This window comes from Chitinophaga sp. (assembly GCF_019236475.1).
Lineage (GTDB): Bacteria > Bacteroidota > Bacteroidia > Chitinophagales > Chitinophagaceae > Chitinophaga.
In genome coordinates this window covers 716,187-741,987 of the sequence record NZ_JAFAIX010000004.1, presented here as the reverse complement: position 1 = coordinate 741,987, position 25,801 = coordinate 716,187, and the positions used below count along the sequence as shown (strand labels likewise).

Sequence of the window (25,801 nt, the reverse complement as noted above, 5' to 3'; positions counted from 1 at the left end):
TCATGTTTTAGCTTGCTCATCAAATGATCATTCATCTCTTCCTGCTCCCTATTATTCTGCTGTGATCCGTGTCATCTTTTCATGCATTTCATCGAGTATATATGTTACGTATTTTGCAGCGCCTTGTATGGCTACCTCCTGGACAAAGTTATCTATATAATATTCAAGGTCAGGAATACTTACCTTCAGACCGTCCGTTTGCGTAAATATGAGTTTGACAGGATTGCCCTTATAAGTTTTCTCTAATACAATATCATCGGTCCCCCAATAATAAGGAACTGTGTCATGCTTATATATGCATTGCCTACCTGTGCTAAATGCATAATTTTGTACCAAAATTGAAATCAACTGATTCCTGTAAGTATCCAGCATTACCCAGTCATACCATGCGCTGGGCCTTGAAGCGTAAATCTTGTCGTTTTTCCATCCAATCCTGATTGCATTTTTCTCCTGCATCCAATTCTGGAGCCAAGGGTGTTTATATAAAGCCTCATGTACGGTCCTAATTCTCCACTGGGAGATTTCGGCGGAGTCCCAAGCATTCATTCTTGAATCTTCCTGCACCAAAACACTACAATGCTGCATGAAGGTCATCTCGTCTGGCAAGCTGAAGCAGTCAACGGTGAATTGCTTCACCGTCTTATTGGAAGAAAGCATCCTCTTCAAATAGTGTTCACGCTCATCCTTATCTGTAAAGTTCTTTCCAATTAAATCAATATGAAATTCAAATCTGCTGATCAGAGCCCTTAGAAAAAGATGATCTTCACGATATTTTTCATTTACCCCCCCTTGGTCAAAAACCTGAAAAGCCATTTCTTTCCTATGAGTAAAGTCCTCTTCGCTCATTTCAGGAGAGATCAAAAAGCCAATGGATCCTTTAAAGAAGAGGTGGGATTCTGCTTCTATAAAGAGCTTCTCCCATGTAATATTTTGTCGTATGAAAGATGCTTTTTGTCTTTCTTCTTCTATGGCTTCTTTTGAAGAAGATAGCTGTAATGGAGCATCCGACAGTAGGCTGTATATTTTATTCGCTTTTAAAGACAGCTCATTCACCACCTTCATAGCAGCGACCATTGAACTGACGTCATTAATGTCGGTATTGGCTACAATGTTCCATACAACCCGCATCCATTGTTTAAAGCACGTTTCATCATAATCAAATCTTTCAACATATAAAGTAACAGCCAGGAATAGTACACGATGAGATTGGGTGATTTCTCCCTCAAACAACGACAAACGCTCATTCCAGGAAGCATGCATATACTCATTGATACTATTCCAGTTCGAAGAAAGACAGTCTAATATCTTCTCTATAGCTTGTGTAACATTCTCTTGAGAAAAGATGTCTTTAAAATGATGAAAACCAGCATACCCGGACTCTCTCTGTAACTTTTGATAGACTTCATCTCTACCAATTTTTTCGTGGTCCAAAGAGGAGGCAAGAATATACCGGTTCAACAGATAGCGATAGAAAAAGCGGTTAAAAAAGGGATCTACCGCCTTTTCTGTCGCCGTGTTCCCAAACGCGTTGTTTTTAATCAGGCCCCAGAACAGGTTAGTCCACTCGTTGTCAAGTTTTTGAGCAAAAGACATATGATATGGCATGGATCTCCCGCCAGCCACTACGTATGTTGCAAATTCATTTTTAAAAGGGTTCTGGTTGTCTTGGAGCCAATTAATAAGGTCTGCCTTAAAGTTTTCAAAGTCTGTCAACTGCTTTCCACGTGCGTTCATTTTGATGTAAAGCTCATCAGAGAGGTTGAATCCATCCAATGGCAGTATATAAAACGAAAGTAGATTCAACTTACTGTATAAGAGTTGCGAACTGTTCTCATAATGTTCATGGATAGCATCCAACATTACAAGCATAGACTTCACAGTGGGGTCTTTTTCGTAAATGCTGTAAAACCATGCCTGGTCTTTTATTTCTTTAGCGGGTTTTTGTTTAAAGCTCACAGACAACGTAGAAAGTATTTCACAGAATTTCCGGGCACTGATCCTTGTGTCATATGAGAAACACCGCAAACTGCTCCTTAATACAGCCAACTGATCATTTGCCAATTCGCGGTTTCCGATATACCAATGCAACAGAAATAAGGTAGTGAGCCTTTGTTGCCCATCTAATGGTACAAAATAAATTTTATTGTCAATGGATTTTGTCGAACCTTTGATCCTCTTTATTGAACCATAAACGAAGTCAAGATCCAAGAATTTCCCATCACGCAGCGAGTGAAATATTGAATTTAAAAACCGTTCCCTGATCTCTATCTCATCTATGCGCCCCTGTGCATAATCTCTCTGGATCATAGGGATTTGAATGCCATCGAACTTATAACATTTTGTTTCATTATTTGTCTCTATCTCTACTTCTTTGGAAAGAATATCTATGATGTTATACTTATTCATTTTATGTTTCATTGTGGTTGGGTAGGAAGAAAGTCTATCAGGGTTTCAGCTAACACGTTTCGATAGGTTTTAATGTCCTGTTCTGTCCATTTTGTCAATGTTTTACCCTGAAGATCAAAATATTTCAAGAACACATTTTTAGTGCAGATTGGAATAAAAACCCCGTTCTTATCCTTTTCAATAATGGTTCTTCTTTTTGTAGGGAACAATGCATTTCCATATGCCCTGTTAGTACCCGCGTCCAGGAGAGTAAGGTTACCAATATTATCTTTCAGCGTTTCGTGATTTGAATTTTCTTTCGCAAGAATGATGACTTCTCCATGCAATGAATCGAAATCTTTCTGTCCTCCCTCATTTCTAATGAAATTTTGTACGTTATCATATAGTTCGGAATACTGGGATATTTCAGGGAGGCTTTCCAGTGAGCTTTCCAACCATACTTTTTGTGCTGCATAGCTTCTTAAAGCATTTTCAGTAAAGGAATCAATATGTTCAACATCCCATGATTCTTCTTTAAAAGACCTAAAAGGAAATTTGAAAATAATTGACTTGCTGATACACTGCTTCACAATATAGGTTATGTTAAACAGCAGCAAAAGTTCCCGAATCGCTTTTTTGTCCTTGGAATACGACAAATTAAGGAATGGAGTCATTGGATCGTCATCCGAATAAGTCCATTCCACCTTAGTATATTGTTGTCTTATTTTGCCCATCAGTATTTGGGTGATGGCTTCTTTTGTATCCGATTTGGAGGAAGTCAGTTCATAGAGGGTCGAAATATCATGGCGACCACAATAAATCAAAAAGCCAATGTAATGATACCAGACCGGATTGTTGTACCATTCCTGAAACCTGTTGAAGTAATCAGTTACCGCTGCCCATTGATCCTTTACAAAATCAAAGCCGGTCATCTTGTCTAGCTTACGGTAGAAGTAGCGGAAAGTTGCAAACCTATCAGTTCCTATTTCTTTAACGATCCCGGGGTCTTTCTTTGCGTCCACATCACGCATGATGTCAAAAATATACTCTATCCTGGCTGCCAAGTGATTCTCCCGCTCATTTAGAAACCACCAGAAATCATCTTCCTGTAGTGTATTCTCAATTTTGTCCCATTCATTCGCAATCTCAAGTTGTCTGAGTTTAGCTAGTTCGGCTTCTTCTCCAAAATTTCTTTCCTGCAAAAAAAGGGCTTTAATCAGTTCTGCATTAGTCAGCGATATTTTACCAAGATTTATCCGTATGAAGGTATCTATGGGATTTACTTCATTGGTAATTTCATACCAAATAACCTGAACAACCCCCTCAGCCTTTTGGTTTTCAAAAGGATAAACCAACGTTCTGATCACTGACTCTCTTACATCTCTCTGCCCATTTTTTTCCTCAAACCATTCCCGGATATATTTGTAGGCAGCGGAAATATGAAAAAGGTCGATCTGGTTATCATTACATTCCAGAATGTTATTAAAATAATCCTCAGTAACTGCTCTTGTTTCGTAATCAATATTAAAAATGTCTTTCTTGTATTCGCTCTTTAAAGGTTTCCCATTAAGATGCTCCTTGATAAGATAAGTAAACAATATTCGTAGCGTCGTCAACCTTTGTTGACCATCTACTACCTCATATCCTTCTAGTTCTTTTGCTGTTCCATCATCGCCGCGTTTCCATGTATGTTTTTTTACCACAATTGGTTGCAAACAGTAAAATTCATTTTCTTTCTTGGTTTTATTTGCAAATGCCAAAATATCGTCCAGCAAGTCCACCACCTGTTGCTTTGTCCACCGATATCCTCTCTGATAAGAAGGAATGAAAAAATCCCGTTCAAGTAAATCATATACGGAATAGAGTTGAATTGTGTTTGACATTTATGATTATCAAGTATTTAGCGTTATTCAGGTGTAAAAAGATCTCTATTTTCCTTATTTACTTGAAATAAGAATCTTGACTTCATGCCTGAAAAAAGAATGTGTTTTTTGTAATTGCTACGTAATTCCTCGGTCTAAACTCCTACGTGCTGCATACAATTATTTATCATGTTAGAAATTCCATACCATTCCTAAGTCTCATAATATTAATATTGATCAAATACATGAAAATAGCTTTGGTCGAACAGAATTCAATCTTCTAGAACTAATTTGCAATTCGATTTTTTAAATTAACAGTCCTTTGTAAGTCCCCAATTTTTTCTTTAAGAAATTTGCTATCAATTTCTTTTTCCTGATCAAACGCAGTCTTGCTCGTATCACAAAAAATCATTAAGCTTTTTGACAATTCATTCAACATAATATAAATTTGACTGATGTAGTCAAAGTTTCCATTTTTCTCCTTCCATAAATTTATAGCAGACTGTGACAAGCCATTTAGTGGATCTACAATCCTAAGACCGTTATTCACTATTGATATTATTTTTCGTTCAAACGCGATTCTCTCTTTGAATCGTTTTCTGGTGTTCTCTGTGTTCATTTAATACTGATTTTTTCAATCTCTAAAAGAATTTTTAATGCCCAATCCAAGATTTGTCTTTGCATCATAAGGAGCTTATCTATGATCAAAAAAGGAGGATCTACCCCACGGGTACTACAATATCTACTTTGAATTAACAGACCATAATCAGCTTTTGAAATTCCCAAATCCAAATTCAGAGCTGCATCGGCACTAAAATCGAACTGTTTCTTAAGAATTGGCATTGCTGACATGGCGATATTCCTGGCACATACGTGTAACAACCCTGCCTCATAGATCAAATTCTGCGGGGTGCCAATAACTTCTGCCTCAATTGGCCTTAAAATATCTATTAAAGAAGCGATATCAGTAGCAGCAGAACTATATTCATTTGGCGTACCAATATTGTCAATAAAATCTGTGCTGGAAGAAATTTCTTTAGATTCCAAATATAAATGCCACGCGAACAAATGTCCTTGTTCAAAAAACTCGACGATTTTATTCACGCTGTACCAAGAAATTGAAATTTGGTGATTGAATAAACTTTCAATTTCTTTTCTTACATTATCAGTAGCATACTCATTATTTTTCAACACAACCAAAATGTCATAGTCACTATTAAGTGCATAATCTCCTCTTGCATACGAACCAAACAACCTTATGGTTTCTATATTATCTAACTGCATGCTATCTCCAAGAGAACTTGTTAAACAATATTCGAACAAACAAACTAAAAGCAACATACCTGAAGATTATCAAACTTCCTTTTACGAAATCACTGACATCCGCTCCCTGAATTCCAATAAACGCTTTTACATCATTTGCACAATAAGCCATAAAACCTGAAAATGATCCTTCTAACGTATTCTTCTCTATATTGTCTGAAAAAACTAATTGCAGTATAGCAGTTAACAAAATCAAAAGTATTATGCTAAATAATACACGAAGTGGTTTTTCTCCATGCCCCCATATAACGTTGTCTATTACAAGACCATAATATTTGCGAATAGCTGTAAGTTTCTGCCCCACCTTGGAATACTTGCTAGAGTAATACGCCTCATTGCGCAGCATCGCCCTTCTATAATGCTCTTTATTCGCTTCAATTTCTTCAGATAGGTATGCTCTTACAGCCTTAACATCTCCAAATGAATTAGCATTTGCTTTATGGTTTTGCAAAAGCAATACCTTCACATTGGGCCATTCAGGTAAATTATTTAAAACTTGCTTCTGCTGGATTAATGTAAATTTCCAAATAGAGTAGTGAAATTTACAGCGTTCAAAATTCGCATCTCTAAAGTTACTGTCAAAAAATTTTGCTCCAGTGAAATTGCACTCAATAAATCTAACTTTCCGAAAGTACGACCTTTGAAATACACAAAAGGAGAAATTACATCTTGTGAATACCTTTTCGTAGGCACTGCAATCAGTAAATTGGAAATGTGAAAAATCCTCATCTATCTGATCTTCACTAAATGATTCATTACTATGAATTACGTTTACAGGCTTTGCAATCAGTGACATCCTGATTAAGGTTTTTGTTTAATAATTGCTTAATACGAAATAAAATCAGTATGATTTCTCCGTAGATTTAAAGAATATGAAATAATATGTGGAACCATCTCGATTAATTCTGAAAGAATACAAATCTCACTAGGGCAATCTCTTTTAGATACAGTAACATATTAATTTCACATACCATGTAATATAATGTTTTTTTGTCTGCCTAGAAATGTAAAATTCTAATTTTTACAACAAAACAATAACGAGCTACCGATTAGACATTAATGACTGCTTCAGCTCCTGGACACGTTGAAAAATAAAGTACGCAACTTGCTCCGGAGAATGCCTGCTCGCATCTATGTAACCATCTGTCGCCAATATACCTTCTACATCTCCATTATCCGTTTTTATCAGCATCACCCTATCGTGTTCTCTTTTAAATATCACTTCACGTATTACTCGCCATTCAACTCCACACCATTGTTTTCGCTGATAATCTGACGATAAAAATACAACCAGTAGCTTCGACCTGTTACGGTAAATATTAGCAAGATATACATCGAGTCCTGGTCGTGCTAAAAATGCTTGAAAGTCAAAATCGTAAAAAACTGGCATTTTCGGCATTAACAGTTTTAGTTCTTTCAACACAGCTTCCACGTATGGCCGGGATTCTCCCGGAAAGGAAAAGGCTACATCAAATTCGATTCGATCGGGGCTTGCAATGGGCACAATGCTACTTGGTCCTACTGGAAGTATTATGTCATATGGTTTCAGCTCTTCAATCAGGGCTACTTCTTTCACAGCCCAATGGGTCCGGGTAGATTCCCATCCGACAATATCCAGTGCTGGGGCCATAGCACGAAACTGTGTTGCATCAATCCATGGATTTACCTGCTCAATTTTAAATTCCAGTACAATATTGTTGGACCTTTCCTTTATATTAGTGAGCCAGCCGAGTAGCGGTGGTTCATCGAAACCTTCGTAGGTAAAAAGACTTGGAAAACTCTTAAGTTCCACAATAGCCTCTATCGAAAACGTACCAAGCCTTTCCGCAATAGCCTTTGGAGTGTATTCACTAGATCTAACACATCTTTCTTTAGGCAGACTATACATCTTTCATGACCATGCATTTTCTTCTCCAGTGACAAGTAAATTAAACATTACTTATTTTTATATCATTAATATTAAAGTAAATATATTAATCTGTGTTAACTGATTCAAGTAAAGATTTAGGATACCCCATCAAACGTAGTATAACCTTGGACCATCCTTGGACAAACTTGGGGAATAAAGAGGCTACCCCCGCACCCAATAAACCTGCTATAGTATTATATCGTTCTGCTGTCTCTTTAAGAGAAGGATAATTTTTTAAGAGTAATACCAAAAAATGAATAAGACAGAATACAAGTATGGCTAGTAAGAACCTAGCAACCATCTTTATTCGTCTAAGAAAAATTGGTTTGTATTCAAGAAACTGCAAATCAAGAGGATTCTTGCCGTATTCTTTCATACTAATAATTATGTCATGACACCGCATGGCAAGCAAGGCTGTGAAGAGGTTATTACCCGTAAACAAGGAAGGAGCAGAAGTAATTTCATTCAAAGCATTATTTAGCATCTCATTCGAAATAACTGACCGGTTCTTTCTGTATAGAAAAGGTATAATAACAAATTGAAGACTATCATATCGATTGACATCAACATTTAATAGATTCTGAAACGTAATGGTTGCCGGGGATGACGGCCGGATCCGAAGAATGTTCCCTAACCATTCTTTCCCAACTCCAAACATACAAGAACCTACTAAAATTGTATAAATCAAAAGATCATCGAAGACAAAAGGAGGTGGATCGTCCCTCGTAGGGCTTCTGCGTGCAAGTCTATTAAAATGTAACTCAAACTCAGGTTTATTATCAGCAATAATAGCCTTTATGCATCCAAAGTAAACCTGGTCTACTTCTGAGTCATTATCTACTGCCAGTTGAAAGACAATAGACTTATTAATTAACAAGCTCCAAAATGCATGCAATTTATTGTCGCCATTTAAAGCTTGCAATAAAGGTATTCTTTCATCTAAAGAAACCATTTTCTTTGCTTCAGTTTAAAATTTATACTATCAGGATCCCATCCCTCAATCTTTCTCAACCTACATAATAACCTCGCAATTAACGTAGAATAGAGCATCGTCGCAGGAATTTCAGAAGGAAGAAAATTGCGCCAAGACAAATAGGTAAAGGAATAGAGCTGTTGAACGATATAATCAAGATCAGTAAAAATTAGGCGATCTATGTCAGCAGTATCAGCACGACCTTCAGGAAGCCGAATTTTTATCTGCATTGGATTGCTCACACCATGAGTTGGAGACTTAACCTCTCTTACTCCAAGCATCTGAACAACGGCAGTATAGTTATCGATTTTATAGTTACTTCCCCTACCAGGCACATATTTTCCTTTTACCTGATCAGCCCGAACAGTACCAGGTTGTGATACATCAAAGAGACGGAAAGGATTATGCTTACTAATCGTCACAAACGCAAAGTTTATGCGATATTGAGGGTAAAGGCTTACTAAGCGAGCAATTACATCAAATTCTACATTCTTTATTGGTTTAAAAATATGAAAAACCAAGCGTATAGTATCATTGGGTTGCCAACCAAGGTCTCGCTCCAATTTATCAATCGAGCTTTTAAGATTATTTAATAATTCCTGGAAATATTCATCAAATGGAACATCCTTTGCTTTACTGCTTACCAAATATTGACCATCGCTTGCCATAAAAGTGGTCAAACCGACTACGCGATCCTGTTGAGCACCTTTAAATGCATTCTCACGCACCCAACTGTGTCCAACGCCAATAATCAATTCTCGATCTATTGTCTGATTAGACGGTAACACCCAAGGAATACCACCCAGCTTCGCATAAATTTGCAATGCAATAGAGTTTAAAACCACATCAGTGGCCTGTCTCATATTCTCCGATGTAATAAACTGTACAGGAATCTCCAGTTTCAACAGTTTTGCCTTGATCTTGTAGTAAGGATTATTCTGTTGATCTTTTTGAAATTTAAATGATGCGGGTATCTCAATAATTGCAAGATCCGGACGGGTATCTTCAAGTGATCTAATGACATCCAGATAGGCATCCCATTCAAAGGATTTAATATCGCGGTCATCAATAGCAATTCTCTGAAACTCGTACTTTTTTTGTAACCCCGAATCATACCATTGGGAATTAGGAATTCCATCCAGCAATTTTCTAAGGAACGATGTGAAGTATCCGCGATTATCTTTATGACCAATACAAAGAAAAGTTGGGGATTTAGGCTGAAAGATCTGAGAATCCCATGGCCCATATCTTTTTAGTCCTACATCGGCGGTAGGACAAGTTTGTGTCCGGGCAAAATCAAAAATAAAAGTTGGCGCTTTTAAATTTATTGAATTTTGCACTTCAAGCATACGGTTATTTACCGAGAAGCTGAATTCTCCCTTATTACGAAATTGTATAAAATAATAGTCTCCCCTCTCATCTTTTTCCACAAAGAGAGAATGTGCTATTTTTGAAATATCCTCATGGACCTTTTTATTGTTTAGTATTTCGTGCCTTTTGCTTTTGATGAGAGCTGAGATACTATTCCATTTCTCCTCCCCAAGCCTAAAAGATAGATACGCACCCATATTATATCCAGTTTTCCTTATGGAAAGTTTATCCAAAGGAATACTAAGTTCTCCATCATTGGAATGAATAATGGCTTCATTCCCATCTGTTCGTATCAATGTACCGATAAAATCATCATCAGGCTCTAATATTCCTTTCAGTCCTGGGTTATAATCATTATGAAGTACCTCCAGATTATCCAAGATAAATCCCTCGTCCTTCAATTCTTTGCAGTTTTTGGTAAAACCCAATTTCGACTGGTATTAATTACAAAACCATACTGCAGCTCTGTACCGTTTCTTATCAGCCGAAGCTGGACTTCTATCATTTTTTTGAAGGCCACTCTGTCCTTAAGATCGTCAGGAAGCACACTCCTTATTATATCGTCCTTTTCCTGACTTGAAAAAAAACGAAATGGATAAAAATCAACGGGGATGTAGTTTTTAAACCGATCTTTGAAAGTCCGGAAGAAAATATGCTTGATTAATGAGGATGTAACTTGTTCATCTGAATTCGCATTTAGATCTACAAAAGAAGAGAAAAGTCGCTCGTCGTTTCCTTCCTTGTTCGAAATAAAAATCTTGTCTTCATGCCTGAAAAACGAATGTGTTTTATTGTAACTGCTGCGTAATTCCTTTAAGCGTTCAACAGAATATGGCTCTGATGCTAATCTGTACTTTGTGGAGTTAATTGTAATAGGAAAAAAATTCAACTGCATATCAAACTTATAATTCTCAAACAATTACTTATGAATATACAAAAAAATATCCTATTCTAACAATTTAATATGGATTAAAACAGAAAAAATCAGAAAACAAATATGTTTTAATTTATATGTTTTGACAAAAAGATTCTCCTTTCTAATTTTTGCTTCTTTAGTATTTCTGCGACAATCAGCATATTAACAGTCACATTGGTGCTTTTCCAGTTTTGCTTCTATCTATACAAGTCTGTTGAGGAAAAATCTTAATACCATGATGTTTCAGGAACATGCATTGTAATTACGGGATCCGATGCACACCCGACTTTATCCTGACAACGTCAACAATCGCCATTGATACCATCTATACAACAATACATATTCTACAGTGGTTATGTACTATCTGGAAATAAGTCTTCTTAATTTTTAAACCATTTGAATAATGGGAAAACGCAATTTTCAATATCCAAATTCAGAATTCGACAATAAAGACTATAAAGTGAAGCCCTCAGAAGTAATTGCAGCTTTCTCGAAAGAGGGAATTATAATAACTGAGGAAGAAGCTCAAAAGGTACTTGAATTAATGCACGATTTAGCCGAACTCTCGGCTGATAACATTATGAAAAAGCTATCTGATAAAAACACTAAGCGAGAATAACATAATTCATTTCCGTAAGAATGAATCCTGCTGGGACTCGAACCAATCACTTATTGTATGTCAACAACTTAGAATCGTTCCAACTTCTCCCAATAAGATGTTGAATCAAAAAAGGCTTCAGAACAGTGTGTTCTGAAGCCTTTAGTAATTTTTCGTGATCCCATTGGGACTCGAACCCAGGGCCATACATTAGAAGTATATGGCTCTACCAACTGAGCTATGAAATCATTCCTGTGGTGGGAGCGCGGAAGTAGAAAAATAGCTTTCTAAACCCAAAAAATTCTCGCCTAAAAATTTATTTCTCCTCCTGCAACACCACATGCTTAATATTTTTCCGGTCGTAGGTATATGTAATATGCACCAGGCCATCGCGGGTTTGGATAATGGCCGGATAACTGAATTCCTCTGTAGTTCCATCTTCCAGCACCACAATATCTTCCCATTTCACTCCATCGCGGGACGCCGCTACTCTCAGGCGCGAACGGCCATTAAACCAATCCTTACCCGGCAGGTCCGGATTATAAACAATCAGTTGCAAACCATTTTTCAATGTCACAGCATCTGTACCTGAATTGGGATTGGGTAGTGATGTTGCTGTTAAAGAAGACCAGGTTACTCCACTATCCACTGACCACGATTGCACTACCTTTCCCTGTTTACTCCTGCACAAAAGTTGCAACTTCCCGTTACCATAGCTTAGGACACTTGGCTGTATCACATCCAGTAAGGAACCAGTATCTATGGGGATAATCTTCCAGTGGCGCAAATGCATATCCGTCTGTTCTACCTGAATTCTCCAACGGCCCCCCTCCTCTTCCACACTGGACGGACAAAGCACCTTACTCCCCAACACCAACGCCTTATTTTTCACAGGCCCTATTACGTTGGCAGGTAAGCGTATAGCAGCAGACCAACTACGACCATTATCCACTGAAGTTTTCATCATTCCCCACCATTCCCGCGGATTAGGTCCTACCTTGTAAAATAACACCAGCTTGTTCTTCAATGGTAGCAAAACCGGATTCCAGCACGGATAACGAACCGTATCGTGCAAAATACCAGTAGCCACTACAGTTGGCGCAACACTACCGTGCGCCGGAATTAATCCCTCCCAGATTACCACATCCTTCGCGCCTTCATACGTTCCGCCAAAGCAGGCAACATGCAGGCGCCCGCCGGCATCTTCAGCAAGCGTGGAGGCATGACAATTGTTAAAAGGAGGATTCTCAAAGAGCAACTCTGCCTTCACTATGCGCCAGCGAGACTGCCCGCTTACAGGGAAACCCCCCACAAGCAGACATACTAAAACGAATGCATATTTTCTCATATCCGACAAAGATTAAACAAAAAATCTAAAGTTGCTACTCCTGTCATAGTCCACTAAGTTTGGGCTATCGATTTCTCGTGTTATTTGGCATTCTCCGTATCAGTTTGAATGCCCTAAAACGTCTTACTGGTAAACATTACAAAATATATCCGTTAGGACCCTTACGGTAAAGCGTATTGCGCTACCTACTAGTGAGAAATTTGTTATTTTAGTAAAAGCTCGTTAACCTGTATAAAGTACGGGAAAGAAATCGGGGTTATACTATAGGTTTTAGAAGTTATCCGTGATCCCGCTTGGACTATATCAAAGGCTGTAGTAGCGCCACTTTTCAGGGTCTGGGTAAACACTACAGAACTTCTTCTATTTCGGCTTGAGATTGTTCAATTTTTAATAAGGTCTTCTTCAATAAATAGTTGACTCCAAAAATTTGCGCCGAATTATTTAAGTATACACTAACCCCCTGGGGTGTTTAAACAATTTCAGAAAAAGGATACAGTAGACTTATATTTTTTTACTGTATCCTTTTTGTATCCTTTTTGTATCCTTTCAGATTCGTTTTGTATGATTTACCAAACGGCGCCTGGCGCAACTCTTGACCAGTTTAAAGCAGCTTATGATGCTAATGTTTACGGCCCTGCAACAGGAGAAATCCCCTGGTAACGAAAAGAAGAGATCAGCACTGAAACAAGGAAGCGCTAACAGGATAATGGCATCAACTAAAAAACAGACCAAAACAACAAAGCCCACGCCATTGCGCGAGCTTTGTAATCTATAGTACGAATATCGAAGCAATTTATATCGCCTCCGCTGGCACTACCACCGGGGCAACTTTAGGCGGAGTAACCAGCAACGGTGCCGCTACTTCATCCCCTACCATAGGCCCATCTGCTGCCAGCTCGCTGCCCTCCTTCTTTGATTTGAAAATTGGCCACAACAGTTGTGCATACCATTCTTCCTCTTTGTAATGTTTTAAGCCGTAGCCTTTCGGATACTGCCGGGTGATAATACCGGTTCCAAAAATAAGGTCCCAGATAAAAAACATGTTTCCAAAATTCCCTTTATAGTATCCGACGCCATCATCTGTGGAATCAGCATGATGAGCATGATGGGTGGCAGGAGTTGATATGAGTCGTTCCATTACCCAGCCGATTGGTTTCAACCACTTGATGGTGTAAAATGGCTTATCCCATTTGATACTGCTATGTGCGCCAGTGGTGATCAGGGATTTGATCCCTCCTACAAAGAGTGCCGGATAGCCCAAACCCAGGTAGGTAAGTGCTACCGTCAGATATATCTGGGAAAAGAATACCGTGTAAATAATATTCTGTCTGCTGGCCATCGCCATTCCCATATAGGACGCAGAATGGTGCGTACGGTGAAAACGCCACAGGATGGGCAACTGATGATGCAAACGATGATACCAGTATTGGGTCAGATCGTCGGCTACAGCCATGATAGCAAATCCCCACCAGAAAGGCACCCAGGCAAATGCATCCTTGGCCTGCGGTAACACCCAGGGCAACAACTGCAACCCGAAATAAGCAATCATAGGTCTTAATATCACTCTGGGAAGAATAAAGCATACCATATCAAGTATTCGCTCATTCTTCGTCCATTTGTTTTCATATAATCCTACGGAAAATTCTACTACGCCTATCCCTACCATGATAGCCGGCAGGCCCCATGTTTTCAGGTTCTGAAATACAATCTCCAGGATTGCTGGCATACGAAAAGACGGTTGTGTTGTTACGCTGGTTAACCATGGCCGAGTTCCACTAAAATAAAAGGAGAGCAACATCAGGGCAATAGGTAATATATATAGCAGCAGGCTCACCAACGAATCTCGCAGGATGACGGATGTACTTGTTTTTGCAGGTGCTGTCATAATGAAATGTTTTAGGTGATATGTTATTTGTTTAACAGGTTAAATACAATCCAAATAGTGCCGGATATTACTATCAGCGGTATCAAAAAAATAACAATGCCAATAGCAATCTTCTTTGTTATCAATACGATATCTGCCAGTGTCATAAATCAACTTTTAAATGAGTTAAGGATGTATAATTTCTACATGGTTTAACTTACCAGTAAACGTGTAAGGCGATCTATACAGCGGCGATACTGCTGAGCCCTGATCTCTGCCTATATCCAGCCCCTCGTCATAAGGTGTGATCAGCGCATCTTCTTTCGTAATAACCCGCTCTGCTACTTTTTCATCGTTGATGTATAGTATTTCAGTACCAGCGGGATCTGTTAAGCGCCTCGCCGGTGTATACTTCAGTTCATAACGCAGGATAGCTTTGCCAGCACTAAGTTTACGGGAGGCTGTCAGGTCTGTTAAGCGGCCGTTGTTGTTATGCACTGCTTTCAACCTACCCTCCTGCACAAAAAGCGTAAACCCTGAGAAACGGCCACCGATGGCCAGCAACACCCCTTCTGCCTGATCATCCTTCAACTCCACATCGGCATTGATGATAAATGACTCCTCGCTGAGGAAAGGCGCTGAGCGTGTAGGCACCTGCGTTAGTCCCGGGTATAAAACAGCACTGCGCCGGCTATCCAGCGGCCCTCTGGTGAGTAATGCCGGTGTAATACGGGTAGTATCTCCCAGTAAAGGATATACTTTATATTGATGCGCCTGCTCATCGAACAAGAGTTGCAACTCTTTCAGCTTTGCAGGATTGGCAGCAGCCAGGTCATGTTGCTCGTTAAAGTCTTCATTGAGGTTATATAGTTCCCATTTATCATTGCTGAAGGGAGTTCCCCGCTCATGTGCCACTGCTGCTTTCCAGCCATCTTTGTAAATGCTGCGCCCACCGGCGATTTCATAGTATTGCACATGATGTCTGCCTGGCGCGGTGGAACTATGAATCGTATAGGCGAGACTGATACCTTCCAGGCTATCTTGTGGATAGCCATTAATTACTTTGGGTACGGTTAATCCTGCCAGTTCCAGTACAGTAGGTGTAATACTGTTCACGTGAGAATACTGTGTACGGATACCTCCCTGTTTAATCAGCTTAGGATAAAAAATGACCAATGGATTACGGGTACCTCCCTCGCTGTTGGCATCCTGCTTCAGGTAGCGAAAAGGTGTATTGGCGGCCTGCGCCCAGCCAACCGGGTAGTTAGGGCCCGATTCCCACGTGCCTATTTTATCATACAAACTATCTATCTCTTTAATCCTGCTGTCGTATGATTCGGCAAAAAGGTTCCCGTTAATATATTCATTGATACCGTGTACGTGTCCACTGAGTCCACCTTCCTTGCTGGCGCCATTATCTCCGATAATCAATACAATCAGGGTATTATCCAGTTGCCGGGTATCACGCAGGTAAGCAATTAATCTTCCCACTTCGTAATCGGTATGTGATAAGAAGCCGGCATATACTTCAAAGAAACGGGCAAATACCTTCTTTTCTACCGGAGACAATGATGCCCAGGGCTTCACACCAGGGTTGTTGGGAGGCAGTGTTACATTAGCGGGTACCAGTCCCAGTTTTTTCTGCCGGGCTAATACCTGCTCCCGGTATACATCCCAGCCGGCGTCAAACCTGCCTTTGTATTTCTCAACCCAGGATTTATCTACCTGGTGTGGCCCATGCGTAGCACCGGGAGTAAAATAAAGAAAGAACGGTTTCTCTGGCGCAGCGGAATGCTGGGCAGCAATATAGGCAATCGCCTTATCTACCAATACTGTAGTGAGATGCTGGCCATGTAGATCTGGCTCTACTTTCCCGGTATTTTCCCAGAGTGCAGGTGTATATTGATCCGTTTCTCCTCCCATAAAACCGAAGAAGGCATCAAAACCGCGACCAGTAGGCCAGCGGTTAAAAGGTCCTGCCGGCGTAAGGTCGGGGCTGGGCGTTACATGCCATTTACCGACAGCATAAGTATTGTAGCCATCTTCCCGCAATATTTCCGCAATAGTCCCCTTTTCAAAAGGCATATAACCGTTATGCCCCGGAAAATTAACGGCCGCATCAATGACGGTAGGTACATTAACAGAGTGATGATTCCGGCCGGTTAACAACGAAGCGCGTGTAGGGCTGCAAATAGCGGTGGTATGAAAATTCGTATAACGTAAACCGTTATTAGCAAGACTGTCAAATACGGGCGTTTCTACCAGGCCGCCAAAGGCACTGCTGGCGCCCCAGCCAACATCGTCCAGCATGATGTAAACAATATTAGGAGCGCCTTTCGGTGCAGTAGGATTGAAAGGCGTAGCAGCTAGGGTAGACTGAGATAAATTGACGCCTACCTTGCCTGCATAAGGCTTTTCAGGGCTATACTGGGCATATGCGGAGGCGCCGGAAAGCAACGCCAGGGTAAAAAACGTTTTGTAAGAGGGTAAATATTGCATGTGATATTGATTGTGTTGGCCATTAGATTATTTGTCCCACCAAAGTGCCGGCGTCTGATAACCGGCCCCCGCAGGCGTATGCGTATTCAGTGATACTTCATTTTGAGGATAAGGAATCCTGCGTGGAATCTTACCGTCGGGATTAGCCACACTGCTGGCATTTTTCGCCAATGGCAACGGAGGAAAACCGGTACGGCGATAGTCACTCCAGGTTTCCGGTTGCAGAAACAGCGCAACATACTTCTGCGTAATGAGCGTATTAAGATCGGCGGTCGACTCTCCTTTTAGTATAGTCTTTGCCGTTATATATGCCTGTTGCTTTTCTGGAGTGGCATAGGGATCGGCGCTATTGCTGATCACCTTGGCGAAAGATGCTCTGATAGCTGCTTCCAGCGATGTTTTCACCAAAGGGTCGGCCGGATTAATCCGCCAACGAGCTTCCGCTTCCAGAAACTTTGCTTCGGAAAAGCTGCTAAGGATCACCGGACTGGTAGCGGTTCCATAGTAACTGCCAATAACAGAGAAGGCGCCAGGTACGCCTGCTGCACTCCCCCTGTAAGTGGCGCTGCCCACGGGATAAGGCGTGGCAAAATAGGCCCGGCGCGGATCTACCAGTGGTCCTTCCGGCTTAGTAGGATCGTCTGTAACGGCGTTGCCATTCAACAGATTCACGAAAGAAGCGCCCAATCCAATCCAGCCTGGGCGAGTACTGTTCTGTTGATAAAATGGATTGGCGTTAGTAGTAGACGCACCAAATACCACCTGGGCATCAGCAGAATTATCGGCTATACCACGATACCTGCTACCATCATACAAAGCCGCCAGCACCTGTTGTGCGGCATCGCTGCTGTTTATTTTTGAGAGATGAATGGCATACCGGGCCTTTAATGTATAGGCAAACGATTTCCAGCGGTCTACGTTCCCACCAAAGATAACGTCATCTGAAGCCGGCAAAGCGCCCTTGTTATTAGTGGCAGGTACACTTAATTCCAACAGCGCTGAATCCAACTGCGCCTGCAGATCCTTATAAATATCCTCCTGTTTATCATATGCGGGATTGGTAATATTATTCCCATATAAAGATTCCTTATAAGGGATATCTCCAAAAAGATCGGTCAGAGTACCATAACTGTAGACACTCAGTATTCGTGCAATACCACTATAGTAAGGCAATTGCTGTTGTGCTGCAATGGTTTTCACAATCTTCAGTTCCTCCAGTACATCCCCATAAAACCCTTTCCAGGTACTGTTGAAATACTGGCTGGAAGTAGTATAGTTATCGAATGAGGCGGCGTCTCCGTTAGCGCCAGAAGCCTGTTGCAGGTATATATTGACAATAAGTCCTGCATTGACGCCCACATTAAACCCCAATGATACTTCCGCACCGCTAAGTACGGCACTGACAGATACGGCTGTGGATGCATTCGGGTTTACATTGGTTTCCTGCAAGGAGCAGCCTGCCGATGTGATCATACCAACGCCAACGAGTATACGATTTATATATTGATAGACTTTCATATGAATAGATTAAGGCGGTTAAAAAGAAACGTTCAGCGCAACACCATAGCTCTTCGTATTGGGCGTAGTCCAAAAGTCAATACCAGCAGCATTCGACAAACCATTGCGACTGCCCAGGTCAGGATCACTGCCGGTATAATTAGTGCTCAACAGAAAATTCCTGGCGCTAAGTGTTACACTGGCGGCCTGTATATGTGCAGGCTTTAAGAGCTGCTGCGGTAAGGCATAGGTAAAGTTGACGTCTTTCAGTTTTACCCAATACAGGTTATGTTCTACATAGAGTCCCTGTATGTTGAAAGTATTGCGGTACCAGACTTGCGACAATACAGCAGGAATGGTATTAGGTTCGCCTTTGGAAGCAGTGACACCATCAAAAACTGTTTGAGAACCCCTGTTTACCGTAGAAGCATCGACGCCATTAAATACCATCTGCAGATGGGGTGCATTGAAAATATCGAACCCGAAACGGCCATCCAGCAGGAAAGAGAAGGTAAAAGCGCGATACCGTAACTCATTACGCAACCCTACGTTGAAGTCGGGATTGGGGTCACCGATTTTGGTAAATGCCGTATTTACCAACGGATATCCATAGTTAGCACTGCCAGGATTATCATCAATCACCGGTTTACCTGCTGCATTGCGTTTTACATCAATACCATAGAATACACCATAGGGCTGACCGGCCTGGCCACGGGCTTCCATCCATATACCGCCCAGACTCACGCTGGAAATATTGTCGGTGATATAATTTACACGACTGATATTCTTATTGAACAAAGCGGTGGCGGTCCAGCTAAATTGCTGGCTGTTGATAACCCGTTGCTGTAAGGTAGCCTCCAGTCCTCTGTTCACAATATTGCCAGCGTTGGTAAGCGTATAGGCGGCACCGGTAGAATACGGCAGGGCAACTGGGACTATCTGATCCTTACTGCTGTTGTGATAATATACCAGCTCCAACTGTGTTTTGTCGCGGAAAAAATGCAGATCCAGCCCTGTTTCCCAGGTGCTGATGCGTTCCGGCTTCAGGTTGGGGTTACCGATAGTAGCGCTGTAGCTCAAGCCCTGTTTACCGTTGAATGGAAAGCTGATCGCACTTTGTATCCATCCGCTGGTAGTGGTAGGTACATAATAGGTTTCCAGTGAGTACGGATCCGCATCGTTACCTACCTGCGCGTAGGTAGCGCGTATCTTTCCAAAGTTCAGGAAGCTGCTGCTCCAATGCAACGCGTCTGTAAAGATAAAGCTGGCGCTGGTGCTGGGATAAAAGAAAGCATTCTTTCCTTTGGCGAGTGTAGAAGTCCACTCATTTCTACCCGTTAACTCCAGGTACAGCCAGCGTTTAAAGTCCAGCTTCAGATCGGCATAACCGGCCACCAGTTTTTTACGGATCGTCTGGTTAAAGGTTTGGGTAGCGGCTGCATTGGAAATATTAAAGTTCCCCGGAATAGTTAATCCATCGCCCCGGGTATTGACCTGGTTCTTCCAGGAGTTATAATAGTTGTAGCCCGCTACTGCTGTCAACTGAAGGTCTTTGTTCAATTTCTTTTCCGCTATCAGCAATACATCCAGGTTATTATCTCTCCGGCTGTAATTCACATCATTGATAGTACCGGTAGACACACCGGAAGTTCCCCGGCTGAAGGCGCCTTTACGTACGTCGGTATAGTTATCGATGCCATATCGTACCGTACCTTTCAACCAGGTGCTAATATCAAGATTGGCTTCGGCGAAGGTGATAAAGCGGTTCACCTCATCCGATTGCGGATTCATATTCAGCGACCAATAAGGGTTATCCCAGCCAATACCATTGGCATAAGAGCGGCTGTCGCCCCATGGCTTAGCCGCAGTTGGCGGCAGTTTATACGCTTCCGGATGTTTCCAGGCATCGGAGTAGCCATTGCTAATGTCAAAGTTGGAGGGCGTGTTGATCAAGGCCCGTATCACATTTGTGTTAAAGCCTCCCATGAGTGCCCGGTTATCTGCACCGTCTTTGATATAGTTAACGCCACCGGAAAGTTTCAGCCGGTTGCTCACATTATAGTCACCGTTAAACCGGAATGTTTGACGATAAAAGTCGGTGGTGGGAATGATACCGGTTTGTTTGAGATTGCCGTAAGAAAAATAATATCCTGCATTGCCCGTATTACCGTAGAAACTGATATTATGATCATTCGTATAGCCGTTCACGAAAAAGCGGTCGATATTATCGTACCTGTTCACGGGGATGCCGTTGGATGCGGGATCACTTTTACCGACAATGGTGCCATTCCTGTCAAAGTTGCTGGGAATATTGCTATAAGTAAGCGTATCCAGCAATGCGCCCCAGTTTTCATCGGAGCCGGTGGTACCTGGTTTTATATATTGTCCACCAATGCCGTTGGAGAAACTGGTCTGGCGTGGTTGTAAACGGCGATTGATTTTATCTACCGTAAAGGATCCACTGTAGCTTACGCCAAAGGTTTTATCAGTTAGTGAACTACCCCTTTTGGTGTTGATCACCACGGCGCCATTTGCCGCCCTGATACCATACAAGGCTGCAGCAGCAGGCCCTTTTAACACGGTTAGGCTGGCAATATCAGCACTGTTGATATCGATAGCCCGGTTGGAGGGAGTAGCCAGCGATACACTGTTGGAAATTGGAAGAATATCCTGGATGGAGTTATCTATTGGAATACCGTCAAGAATAAACAGGGGTGCATTACTTCCCAGCAGGGAGCTGTTTCCCCGTATTTTTATGGTAGATGAGCCACCGGGAGAACCGCCGGAATTGTTGATCTGCACACCGGCAATTTTTCCGCTAATCGCCGCTACTACATTGGGCTCCCGGCTGTCTTTCAAGACAGCGCCCTTTAATTCGCCCACGCTATATCCCAGCGAGCGGGTAGCGCTTTTAATACCCACGGCAGTAACTACCACCTCTGATAGTGACTGCTGCTGCTCCAGTTTAATGAGCTGGTGGAGGTTATCTTTAGTCACTACGATTTCTTGTGGTTGATAACCGATAAAGGTGACTAACAAGGTTTGTGGCAACTGGGTAATGCTGAGCTGATAATTGCCGGTGGCATCAGCGAGTGTACCTACTTTTCCGTTCTTCACGCGAATGGATGCACCGGGCAGTGCTTCTTCCGTTTTATGATCAATCACTTTTCCTTTAAGAATAATAGGCGCCTGTGCTATTATCGATGCTGGCAGTAACAGGAACGCACACAACATCATTTGTCGTAAATATGTTAGCATAAAAAATTGATTGATAGTGGAGAGATATGGCAAGACAGGTCCTAACAACAGTATGAACCGTCATCTAAATAACTGAATGCAGTATTTCGGAAATACCTGGAAAGTGTTTAGCAGCAACAACAACAGCCAACAGACAGTAAACTGCCAGTATGCGGTGCTCTCTTTCTATTGTTGTTCAATAGCTGATTCATGGTTGAAAATGTTTAAAAAAATAGTGGTCTGGGCTACTTCTGGGAAGTAACATTTACGCATAAATTATTTGCTCGCTTTGTGTGGTGGGACAAAGACTTTTTGCCAGGATACCGGCGTGGGTGGTGGTAAATTTCTATTAGTCTACTAAAACTATAGACAAATATACAAAGGCTTTTCAAAAACGCAAATCTTTGCGTAAAAATTTGTTTGGAACTTTTTACTGCGCATTAGAAACATGATAAAAAATCTTGTAATGGTGACGATATGAAAGGAGATTTTTACTTTTATTGAAATAATTATTTGAATAAAAATCCAGGAACTTTCTGAAGGTTTCAAATTGATGGGGACATAATGAACTGAGTTACGACAAGTTCCATAAAAATGCCGGTCAGAAGAGATTCATCCTTTTGGTACTCGAACCCAACATCCTTAACAAATCATTAAAATGCAATAGCCCCAAAATTCGTTGATCAGATATCGAATCAAAAAAAGGCTTCAAAACGAATACGTTCTGAAGCCTTTTTTATTTCCAGTGATCGAAGATTACCCATTTGTGATAACACTTTAACACCAGTGCATCACGCCTTAGTCAGATGCAACTGTATAATGTTATCTGTTAGCAGCTTATGTTCTTTCAGATTAAATTTTGATTCCAGATTAAAATTGGTACCCAGTTCTCCGCCATTGCCGGTAATGATGGGAATGATGTTGAAATAAATATCTGTTACCAGGTCTTCATTCAGGAATGCATTGTATGTTTCGGTACCGCCGCCTACTGCAATGTTTTTGAATCCTTTTTCCTTTAAGTAACTGATGGCTGCTTCGACGGTCTTTACCCCTTTATAGGTAGCTGTATCTTGCAGGGTATTGGAAAGTATTACTACTTCAATTCCTTCCAGGAATCCTTTCATTTCTTCAGGAAGTTGCTGGATCACTTCGAAGGTTTTTCTGCCAAGTACCATATTCCTTGCCTGCATGGCTACTTCGATAAAACTGCTAACTGCTGCTGCTGGCGCCTGATGATTTTTATTTTCAGCTAATAATACTTTTCCGTTTGCGGAGATATTGGCTACAATTGTGATTTGCATAATTCGATTTTTATTGTTCGATGCAAAGCTACAGTGAGGGGATATTATCTTCATTATCACTTACCTTTAGGAAAGTAAACTTCATTACTATGATATCAATTCAATTTGGGAACGAAATGCTTTGCAAAGAAGCAAGGCTGGCATTAAGAGATGCGATTGAGTTATTAAGTGGTAAATGGAAGATCTGCATTCTTCAGCAATTGGAATTCGGAGATAAAAGGTTCAAGGATTTGCAGGAAGTAGTGGTGGGTATTTCTCCCAAGGTACTGACGAAGGAATTACTGGAACTTGAACAGAATCTCCTCATCACCAGAACCGTTAATAATACTAAGCCGATTACAGTTTCATATTCATTAACTCCATTTGCACTGGAGGCACAGGCAGTTTATGATGCGCTGCTTACTTTTGGTATTCAACAACGGAAAAGGATAAAAGAGGCCATTGCTGGTAATGGCTCATTGCAGAACGTAGCAGTGTAGCAGATGGTAAAAAAATCCGCCGTTGTATAGCAGAAGCACTGCCAGTGGTAAAACAAAAAATCCGTCTCTACTGAGTAGAGACGGATTTTCAACTATCCGGTGATCCCGCTGGGACTCGAACCCAGGGCCCATACATTAAAAGTGTATTGCTCTACCAACTGAGCTACGGAATCATTCCCTTGAAGGGAGCGCAAAGATAGAGAAAAAAGAATTGATTTTCAAAGAGTTTTCAAAAATATTTTTTGACGGCTATACGAAAAAGTCATTTTTTCTGCGTCGCACGTAGTACAAATATTAAAAATTAAACTCCCTCGGTTGTATGTTCATCCTGATGCCGAAGGTGTAATAGAAAGTATTACTCTTAGGCTGATCTTTGACATTGTAGGTACGATAAGTGGTATTCCAGTCCAAGAACAAGTTCTCAAATAATTCCCAAGAAACCGCCAGGGAAGCCATCGTACTGTTCACTGGAGTGCCTGTTCCGATATAGAAGCCATAATCCCGTGGCCGCGTGTTATAACTCCTGGAAATATCACTACCCATGTTTACACCAGCAGAATCCAGTCCCTGCAAATGATGCATCAGTTTGGCCGTCAGGTAGAGCTTTGGTAACGGCTGGTAGCGGGCCACCCCGATAAATTCCCTGAAATTGGCGCCCAGCGGATGAGCCAGTGGCTGATTGTAATGGTTAAAATTAGTAATGCTATCGTAGTTGGTATACGTAAACGGACGTACGAAATTAGCTTCTGCCTGTAGGTCCAGATTCTTTATGTTCAAAGCATCTATGTATTTCACTCCGAGTTGTAACCCCTGCTTGTTAGCGATGTTACCGCGACTATAATGCAATACTTCCTTAGTGACAAATTCATTGATCAGCAATTGACCATATAACTGCACTGATCTGGCCACATTGGCTTTCACTTCAAATCCAATATTGGCCTTCCCTGCCGCTCCCAACTGCTGTTCCACAGAACGATAGAATATAACTGGGTTCAGGTAAGCCAATTGCAAACCATTCTTCCCATCTTCCATGATATTTTCATAGAAACCCAAGTTCAACCAGTGCGTAGCCTGTAACGACAAATGATGGATCATCATATAGTTCTTCGGACGCATGTCTCGCTTACCATCCTGTGCAAACGGAGGAAAAGGTCCAATTGTCTGCGAGAAAATGTTTTCATAATCAAATTTCCAAATCCGTGTGCTAATGCGCAGATAAAGGAAATTACTACTGAAATCACTCAGGAATAAACTACGAAACCCATTACCGATAAACAATTTGTCGTATGCAAACTGAATATCGAAATATTTAGCAGCGTTAAAGGAGACACCTCCCCTCGCGTCAAAATAGTCATACCCATTATGGTTATAGTTTTTATAAAATCCGGCTCCAGGTACGGCATCATGCTTGGTCACGAAATCCCTAACGTACAGTGGATCTCGCTCCTGGTTATCTGTGAGCACTGTATAAAATCCTACCTTATTGGCGATATTACCGCGGAGTGTAATCCCACGAGTATTTACGAATATACTCCCCGTACCATCATTGGCATGACCATATTGGAGGTTCAATACCGGGTTAATCACTAATTTGAAATCAGGAACATTTACTGCATACAAAGCCCCCGGCTGCCGATAAAATACACCCCACAATGGCTTTTTAGTGGTCCTCCCTTCGTAACCCGGCGCCCATTCCCAGTTGTCGGATAGCATACTACGGATATTGTATTTATCTACCTTCGTTAATGTAAAAGGCAATAACCCTTGCCTATCCATGGAATCTATCCATAATACCCGCTCCGTCATCTTCTTGCGACTGTAAGTCTTCACATCGGTGAACCCAAGCAATGTATCATTTTTGGTACGGATGTCCAACCGATCCAATAACTGATACTGCTTGTTTCCCAAATTAATATAGTCCGTCTGGGCACTGACGGTCATAAAAAACAATAAAAAAACTGGAAGGAAAATTACCCTACGGAGGTTTTGCATAGACATTCACTTTGGTGATGGGCCTCCAAAGGTAGTACAAACGCCATTGTACAAGGATTAAAAGAACATTAGAAATTATTTCCCGAACGGTCAAATACCACGATTAATAAGCCATTCATTGGACCACCAGACTAGTGTCTCTCTAACCATATCACACACAACATTAATGCTTATTTCCGCAGTTAATAAAGGGGCAATCTTAAAAAAGGATTACCTTCGCACCGTAACCATAATAAAATTGCCAGGC

At 41.2% G+C, this 25,801-nt stretch carries 17 protein-coding genes and 2 tRNA genes; 2 read left to right on the top strand and 17 right to left on the bottom strand.

Going from position 1 to position 25,801, the window contains the following annotated elements; translation table 11 throughout:
- Window positions 1-51: 51 nt before the first annotated feature.
- The 8 genes from JO154_RS06950 to JO154_RS06915 form a co-directional block, all read right to left on the bottom strand.
- On the bottom strand, window positions 52-2,418 hold the full coding sequence (locus JO154_RS06950) for a DUF262 domain-containing protein (RefSeq protein ID WP_291943110.1): 2,367 nt from the start codon (window positions 2,416-2,418) through the stop codon (window positions 52-54).
- Window positions 2,415-4,268 carry a DUF262 domain-containing protein gene (locus tag JO154_RS06945; RefSeq protein WP_291943109.1) on the bottom strand — a complete coding sequence of 618 codons (1,854 nt, stop codon included), beginning with the start codon at window positions 4,266-4,268 and terminating at the stop codon, window positions 2,415-2,417. Before JO154_RS06945 ends, JO154_RS06950 begins: the two co-directional genes overlap by 4 nt.
- Before the next feature lie 265 nt (window positions 4,269-4,533).
- Window positions 4,534-4,866 carry a hypothetical protein gene (locus tag JO154_RS06940; RefSeq protein WP_291943108.1) on the bottom strand — a complete coding sequence of 111 codons (333 nt, stop codon included), beginning with the start codon at window positions 4,864-4,866 and terminating at the stop codon, window positions 4,534-4,536.
- Window positions 4,863-5,531 carry a nucleotidyltransferase domain-containing protein gene (locus JO154_RS06935; RefSeq protein ID WP_291943107.1) on the bottom strand — a complete coding sequence of 223 codons (669 nt, stop codon included), beginning with the start codon at window positions 5,529-5,531 and terminating at the stop codon, window positions 4,863-4,865. Before JO154_RS06935 ends, JO154_RS06940 begins: the two co-directional genes overlap by 4 nt.
- Before the next feature lies 1 nt (window position 5,532).
- On the bottom strand, window positions 5,533-6,366 hold the full coding sequence (locus tag JO154_RS06930; RefSeq protein WP_291943105.1) for a pentapeptide repeat-containing protein: 834 nt from the start codon (window positions 6,364-6,366) through the stop codon (window positions 5,533-5,535).
- Window positions 6,367-6,612: 246 nt separating this feature from the next.
- Window positions 6,613-7,458: a TIR domain-containing protein gene (locus JO154_RS06925; RefSeq protein ID WP_291943103.1), complete on the bottom strand. Its 846-nt coding sequence runs from the start codon at window positions 7,456-7,458 to the stop codon at window positions 6,613-6,615.
- 85 nt (window positions 7,459-7,543) lie between these two features.
- Entirely contained in the window at window positions 7,544-8,431 is an 888-nt protein-coding gene (locus tag JO154_RS06920; protein ID WP_291943102.1) for a hypothetical protein, read from the bottom strand.
- Window positions 8,419-10,224, bottom strand: coding sequence for a Piwi domain-containing protein (locus JO154_RS06915; protein WP_291943100.1), 1,806 nt, complete (start codon window positions 10,222-10,224; stop codon window positions 8,419-8,421). The genes JO154_RS06920 and JO154_RS06915 overlap by 13 nt, the downstream gene beginning before the upstream one ends.
- A gap of 918 nt (window positions 10,225-11,142) precedes the next feature.
- Between JO154_RS06915 and JO154_RS06910 the strand changes: the two genes are divergently transcribed.
- Window positions 11,143-11,358, top strand: coding sequence for a hypothetical protein (locus JO154_RS06910; protein WP_291943098.1), 216 nt, complete (start codon window positions 11,143-11,145; stop codon window positions 11,356-11,358).
- A 155-nt stretch (window positions 11,359-11,513) separates the two neighbouring features.
- Here JO154_RS06910 and JO154_RS06905 read toward each other — a convergent pair.
- The 7 genes from JO154_RS06905 to JO154_RS06875 form a co-directional block, all read right to left on the bottom strand.
- Window positions 11,514-11,585: transfer RNA gene (locus JO154_RS06905), tRNA-Arg, on the bottom strand.
- Window positions 11,586-11,653: 68 nt separating this feature from the next.
- Window positions 11,654-12,685, bottom strand: coding sequence for an exo-alpha-sialidase (locus JO154_RS06900; RefSeq protein WP_291943096.1), 1,032 nt, complete (start codon window positions 12,683-12,685; stop codon window positions 11,654-11,656).
- A 793-nt stretch (window positions 12,686-13,478) separates the two neighbouring features.
- Window positions 13,479-14,570, bottom strand: a complete 1,092-nt coding sequence (locus tag JO154_RS06895; RefSeq protein WP_291943095.1) for a sterol desaturase family protein — start codon at window positions 14,568-14,570, stop codon at window positions 13,479-13,481.
- 165 nt (window positions 14,571-14,735) lie between these two features.
- Window positions 14,736-17,048, bottom strand: coding sequence for an arylsulfatase (locus tag JO154_RS06890; RefSeq protein WP_291943094.1), 2,313 nt, complete (start codon window positions 17,046-17,048; stop codon window positions 14,736-14,738).
- A 27-nt stretch (window positions 17,049-17,075) separates the two neighbouring features.
- On the bottom strand, window positions 17,076-18,566 hold the full coding sequence (locus JO154_RS06885) for a SusD/RagB family nutrient-binding outer membrane lipoprotein (protein ID WP_291943093.1): 1,491 nt from the start codon (window positions 18,564-18,566) through the stop codon (window positions 17,076-17,078).
- An 18-nt stretch (window positions 18,567-18,584) separates the two neighbouring features.
- On the bottom strand, window positions 18,585-21,803 hold the full coding sequence (locus JO154_RS06880; RefSeq protein ID WP_291943092.1) for a SusC/RagA family TonB-linked outer membrane protein: 3,219 nt from the start codon (window positions 21,801-21,803) through the stop codon (window positions 18,585-18,587).
- 770 nt (window positions 21,804-22,573) lie between these two features.
- Entirely contained in the window at window positions 22,574-23,083 is a 510-nt protein-coding gene (locus JO154_RS06875) for a dihydrofolate reductase family protein (protein WP_291943090.1), read from the bottom strand.
- Between the two features lie 89 nt (window positions 23,084-23,172).
- Here JO154_RS06875 and JO154_RS06870 point away from each other — a divergent pair, with 89 nt between their 5' ends.
- Window positions 23,173-23,562, top strand: coding sequence for a helix-turn-helix domain-containing protein (locus JO154_RS06870; protein ID WP_291943087.1), 390 nt, complete (start codon window positions 23,173-23,175; stop codon window positions 23,560-23,562).
- Between the two features lie 100 nt (window positions 23,563-23,662).
- On the opposite strand, the gene JO154_RS06865 is transcribed toward JO154_RS06870, so the two are convergent.
- A tRNA-Lys gene (locus JO154_RS06865) sits at window positions 23,663-23,735 on the bottom strand.
- A gap of 121 nt (window positions 23,736-23,856) precedes the next feature.
- Window positions 23,857-25,503 (bottom strand): hypothetical protein, encoded by a 1,647-nt coding sequence (locus tag JO154_RS06860; RefSeq protein WP_291943085.1) that lies wholly within the window; start codon window positions 25,501-25,503, stop codon window positions 23,857-23,859.
- Window positions 25,504-25,801: the final 298 nt, after the last annotated feature.

Bases quoted from the DNA above. Each gene is read 5' to 3' on its own strand.
- JO154_RS06870 (WP_291943087.1), top strand. From the start codon at position 23,173: ATGATATCAATTCAATTTGGGAACGAAATGCTTTGCAAAGAAGCAAGG.
- JO154_RS06930 (WP_291943105.1), bottom strand. From the start codon at position 6,366: ATGTCACTGATTGCAAAGCCTGTAAACGTAATTCATAGTAATGAATCA.
- JO154_RS06890 (WP_291943094.1), bottom strand. From the start codon at position 17,048: ATGCAATATTTACCCTCTTACAAAACGTTTTTTACCCTGGCGTTGCTT.
- JO154_RS06910 (WP_291943098.1), top strand. From the start codon at position 11,143: ATGGGAAAACGCAATTTTCAATATCCAAATTCAGAATTCGACAATAAA.
- JO154_RS06920 (WP_291943102.1), bottom strand. From the start codon at position 8,431: ATGGTTTCTTTAGATGAAAGAATACCTTTATTGCAAGCTTTAAATGGC.
- JO154_RS06935 (WP_291943107.1), bottom strand. From the start codon at position 5,531: ATGCAGTTAGATAATATAGAAACCATAAGGTTGTTTGGTTCGTATGCA.
- JO154_RS06895 (WP_291943095.1), bottom strand. From the start codon at position 14,570: ATGACAGCACCTGCAAAAACAAGTACATCCGTCATCCTGCGAGATTCG.
- JO154_RS06940 (WP_291943108.1), bottom strand. From the start codon at position 4,866: ATGAACACAGAGAACACCAGAAAACGATTCAAAGAGAGAATCGCGTTT.
- JO154_RS06875 (WP_291943090.1), bottom strand. From the start codon at position 23,083: ATGCAAATCACAATTGTAGCCAATATCTCCGCAAACGGAAAAGTATTA.
- JO154_RS06900 (WP_291943096.1), bottom strand. From the start codon at position 12,685: ATGAGAAAATATGCATTCGTTTTAGTATGTCTGCTTGTGGGGGGTTTC.
- JO154_RS06950 (WP_291943110.1), bottom strand. From the start codon at position 2,418: ATGAAACATAAAATGAATAAGTATAACATCATAGATATTCTTTCCAAA.
- JO154_RS06945 (WP_291943109.1), bottom strand. From the start codon at position 4,268: ATGTCAAACACAATTCAACTCTATTCCGTATATGATTTACTTGAACGG.
- JO154_RS06860 (WP_291943085.1), bottom strand. From the start codon at position 25,503: ATGACCGTCAGTGCCCAGACGGACTATATTAATTTGGGAAACAAGCAG.
- JO154_RS06880 (WP_291943092.1), bottom strand. From the start codon at position 21,803: ATGCTAACATATTTACGACAAATGATGTTGTGTGCGTTCCTGTTACTG.
- JO154_RS06885 (WP_291943093.1), bottom strand. From the start codon at position 18,566: ATGAAAGTCTATCAATATATAAATCGTATACTCGTTGGCGTTGGTATG.
- JO154_RS06925 (WP_291943103.1), bottom strand. From the start codon at position 7,458: ATGTATAGTCTGCCTAAAGAAAGATGTGTTAGATCTAGTGAATACACT.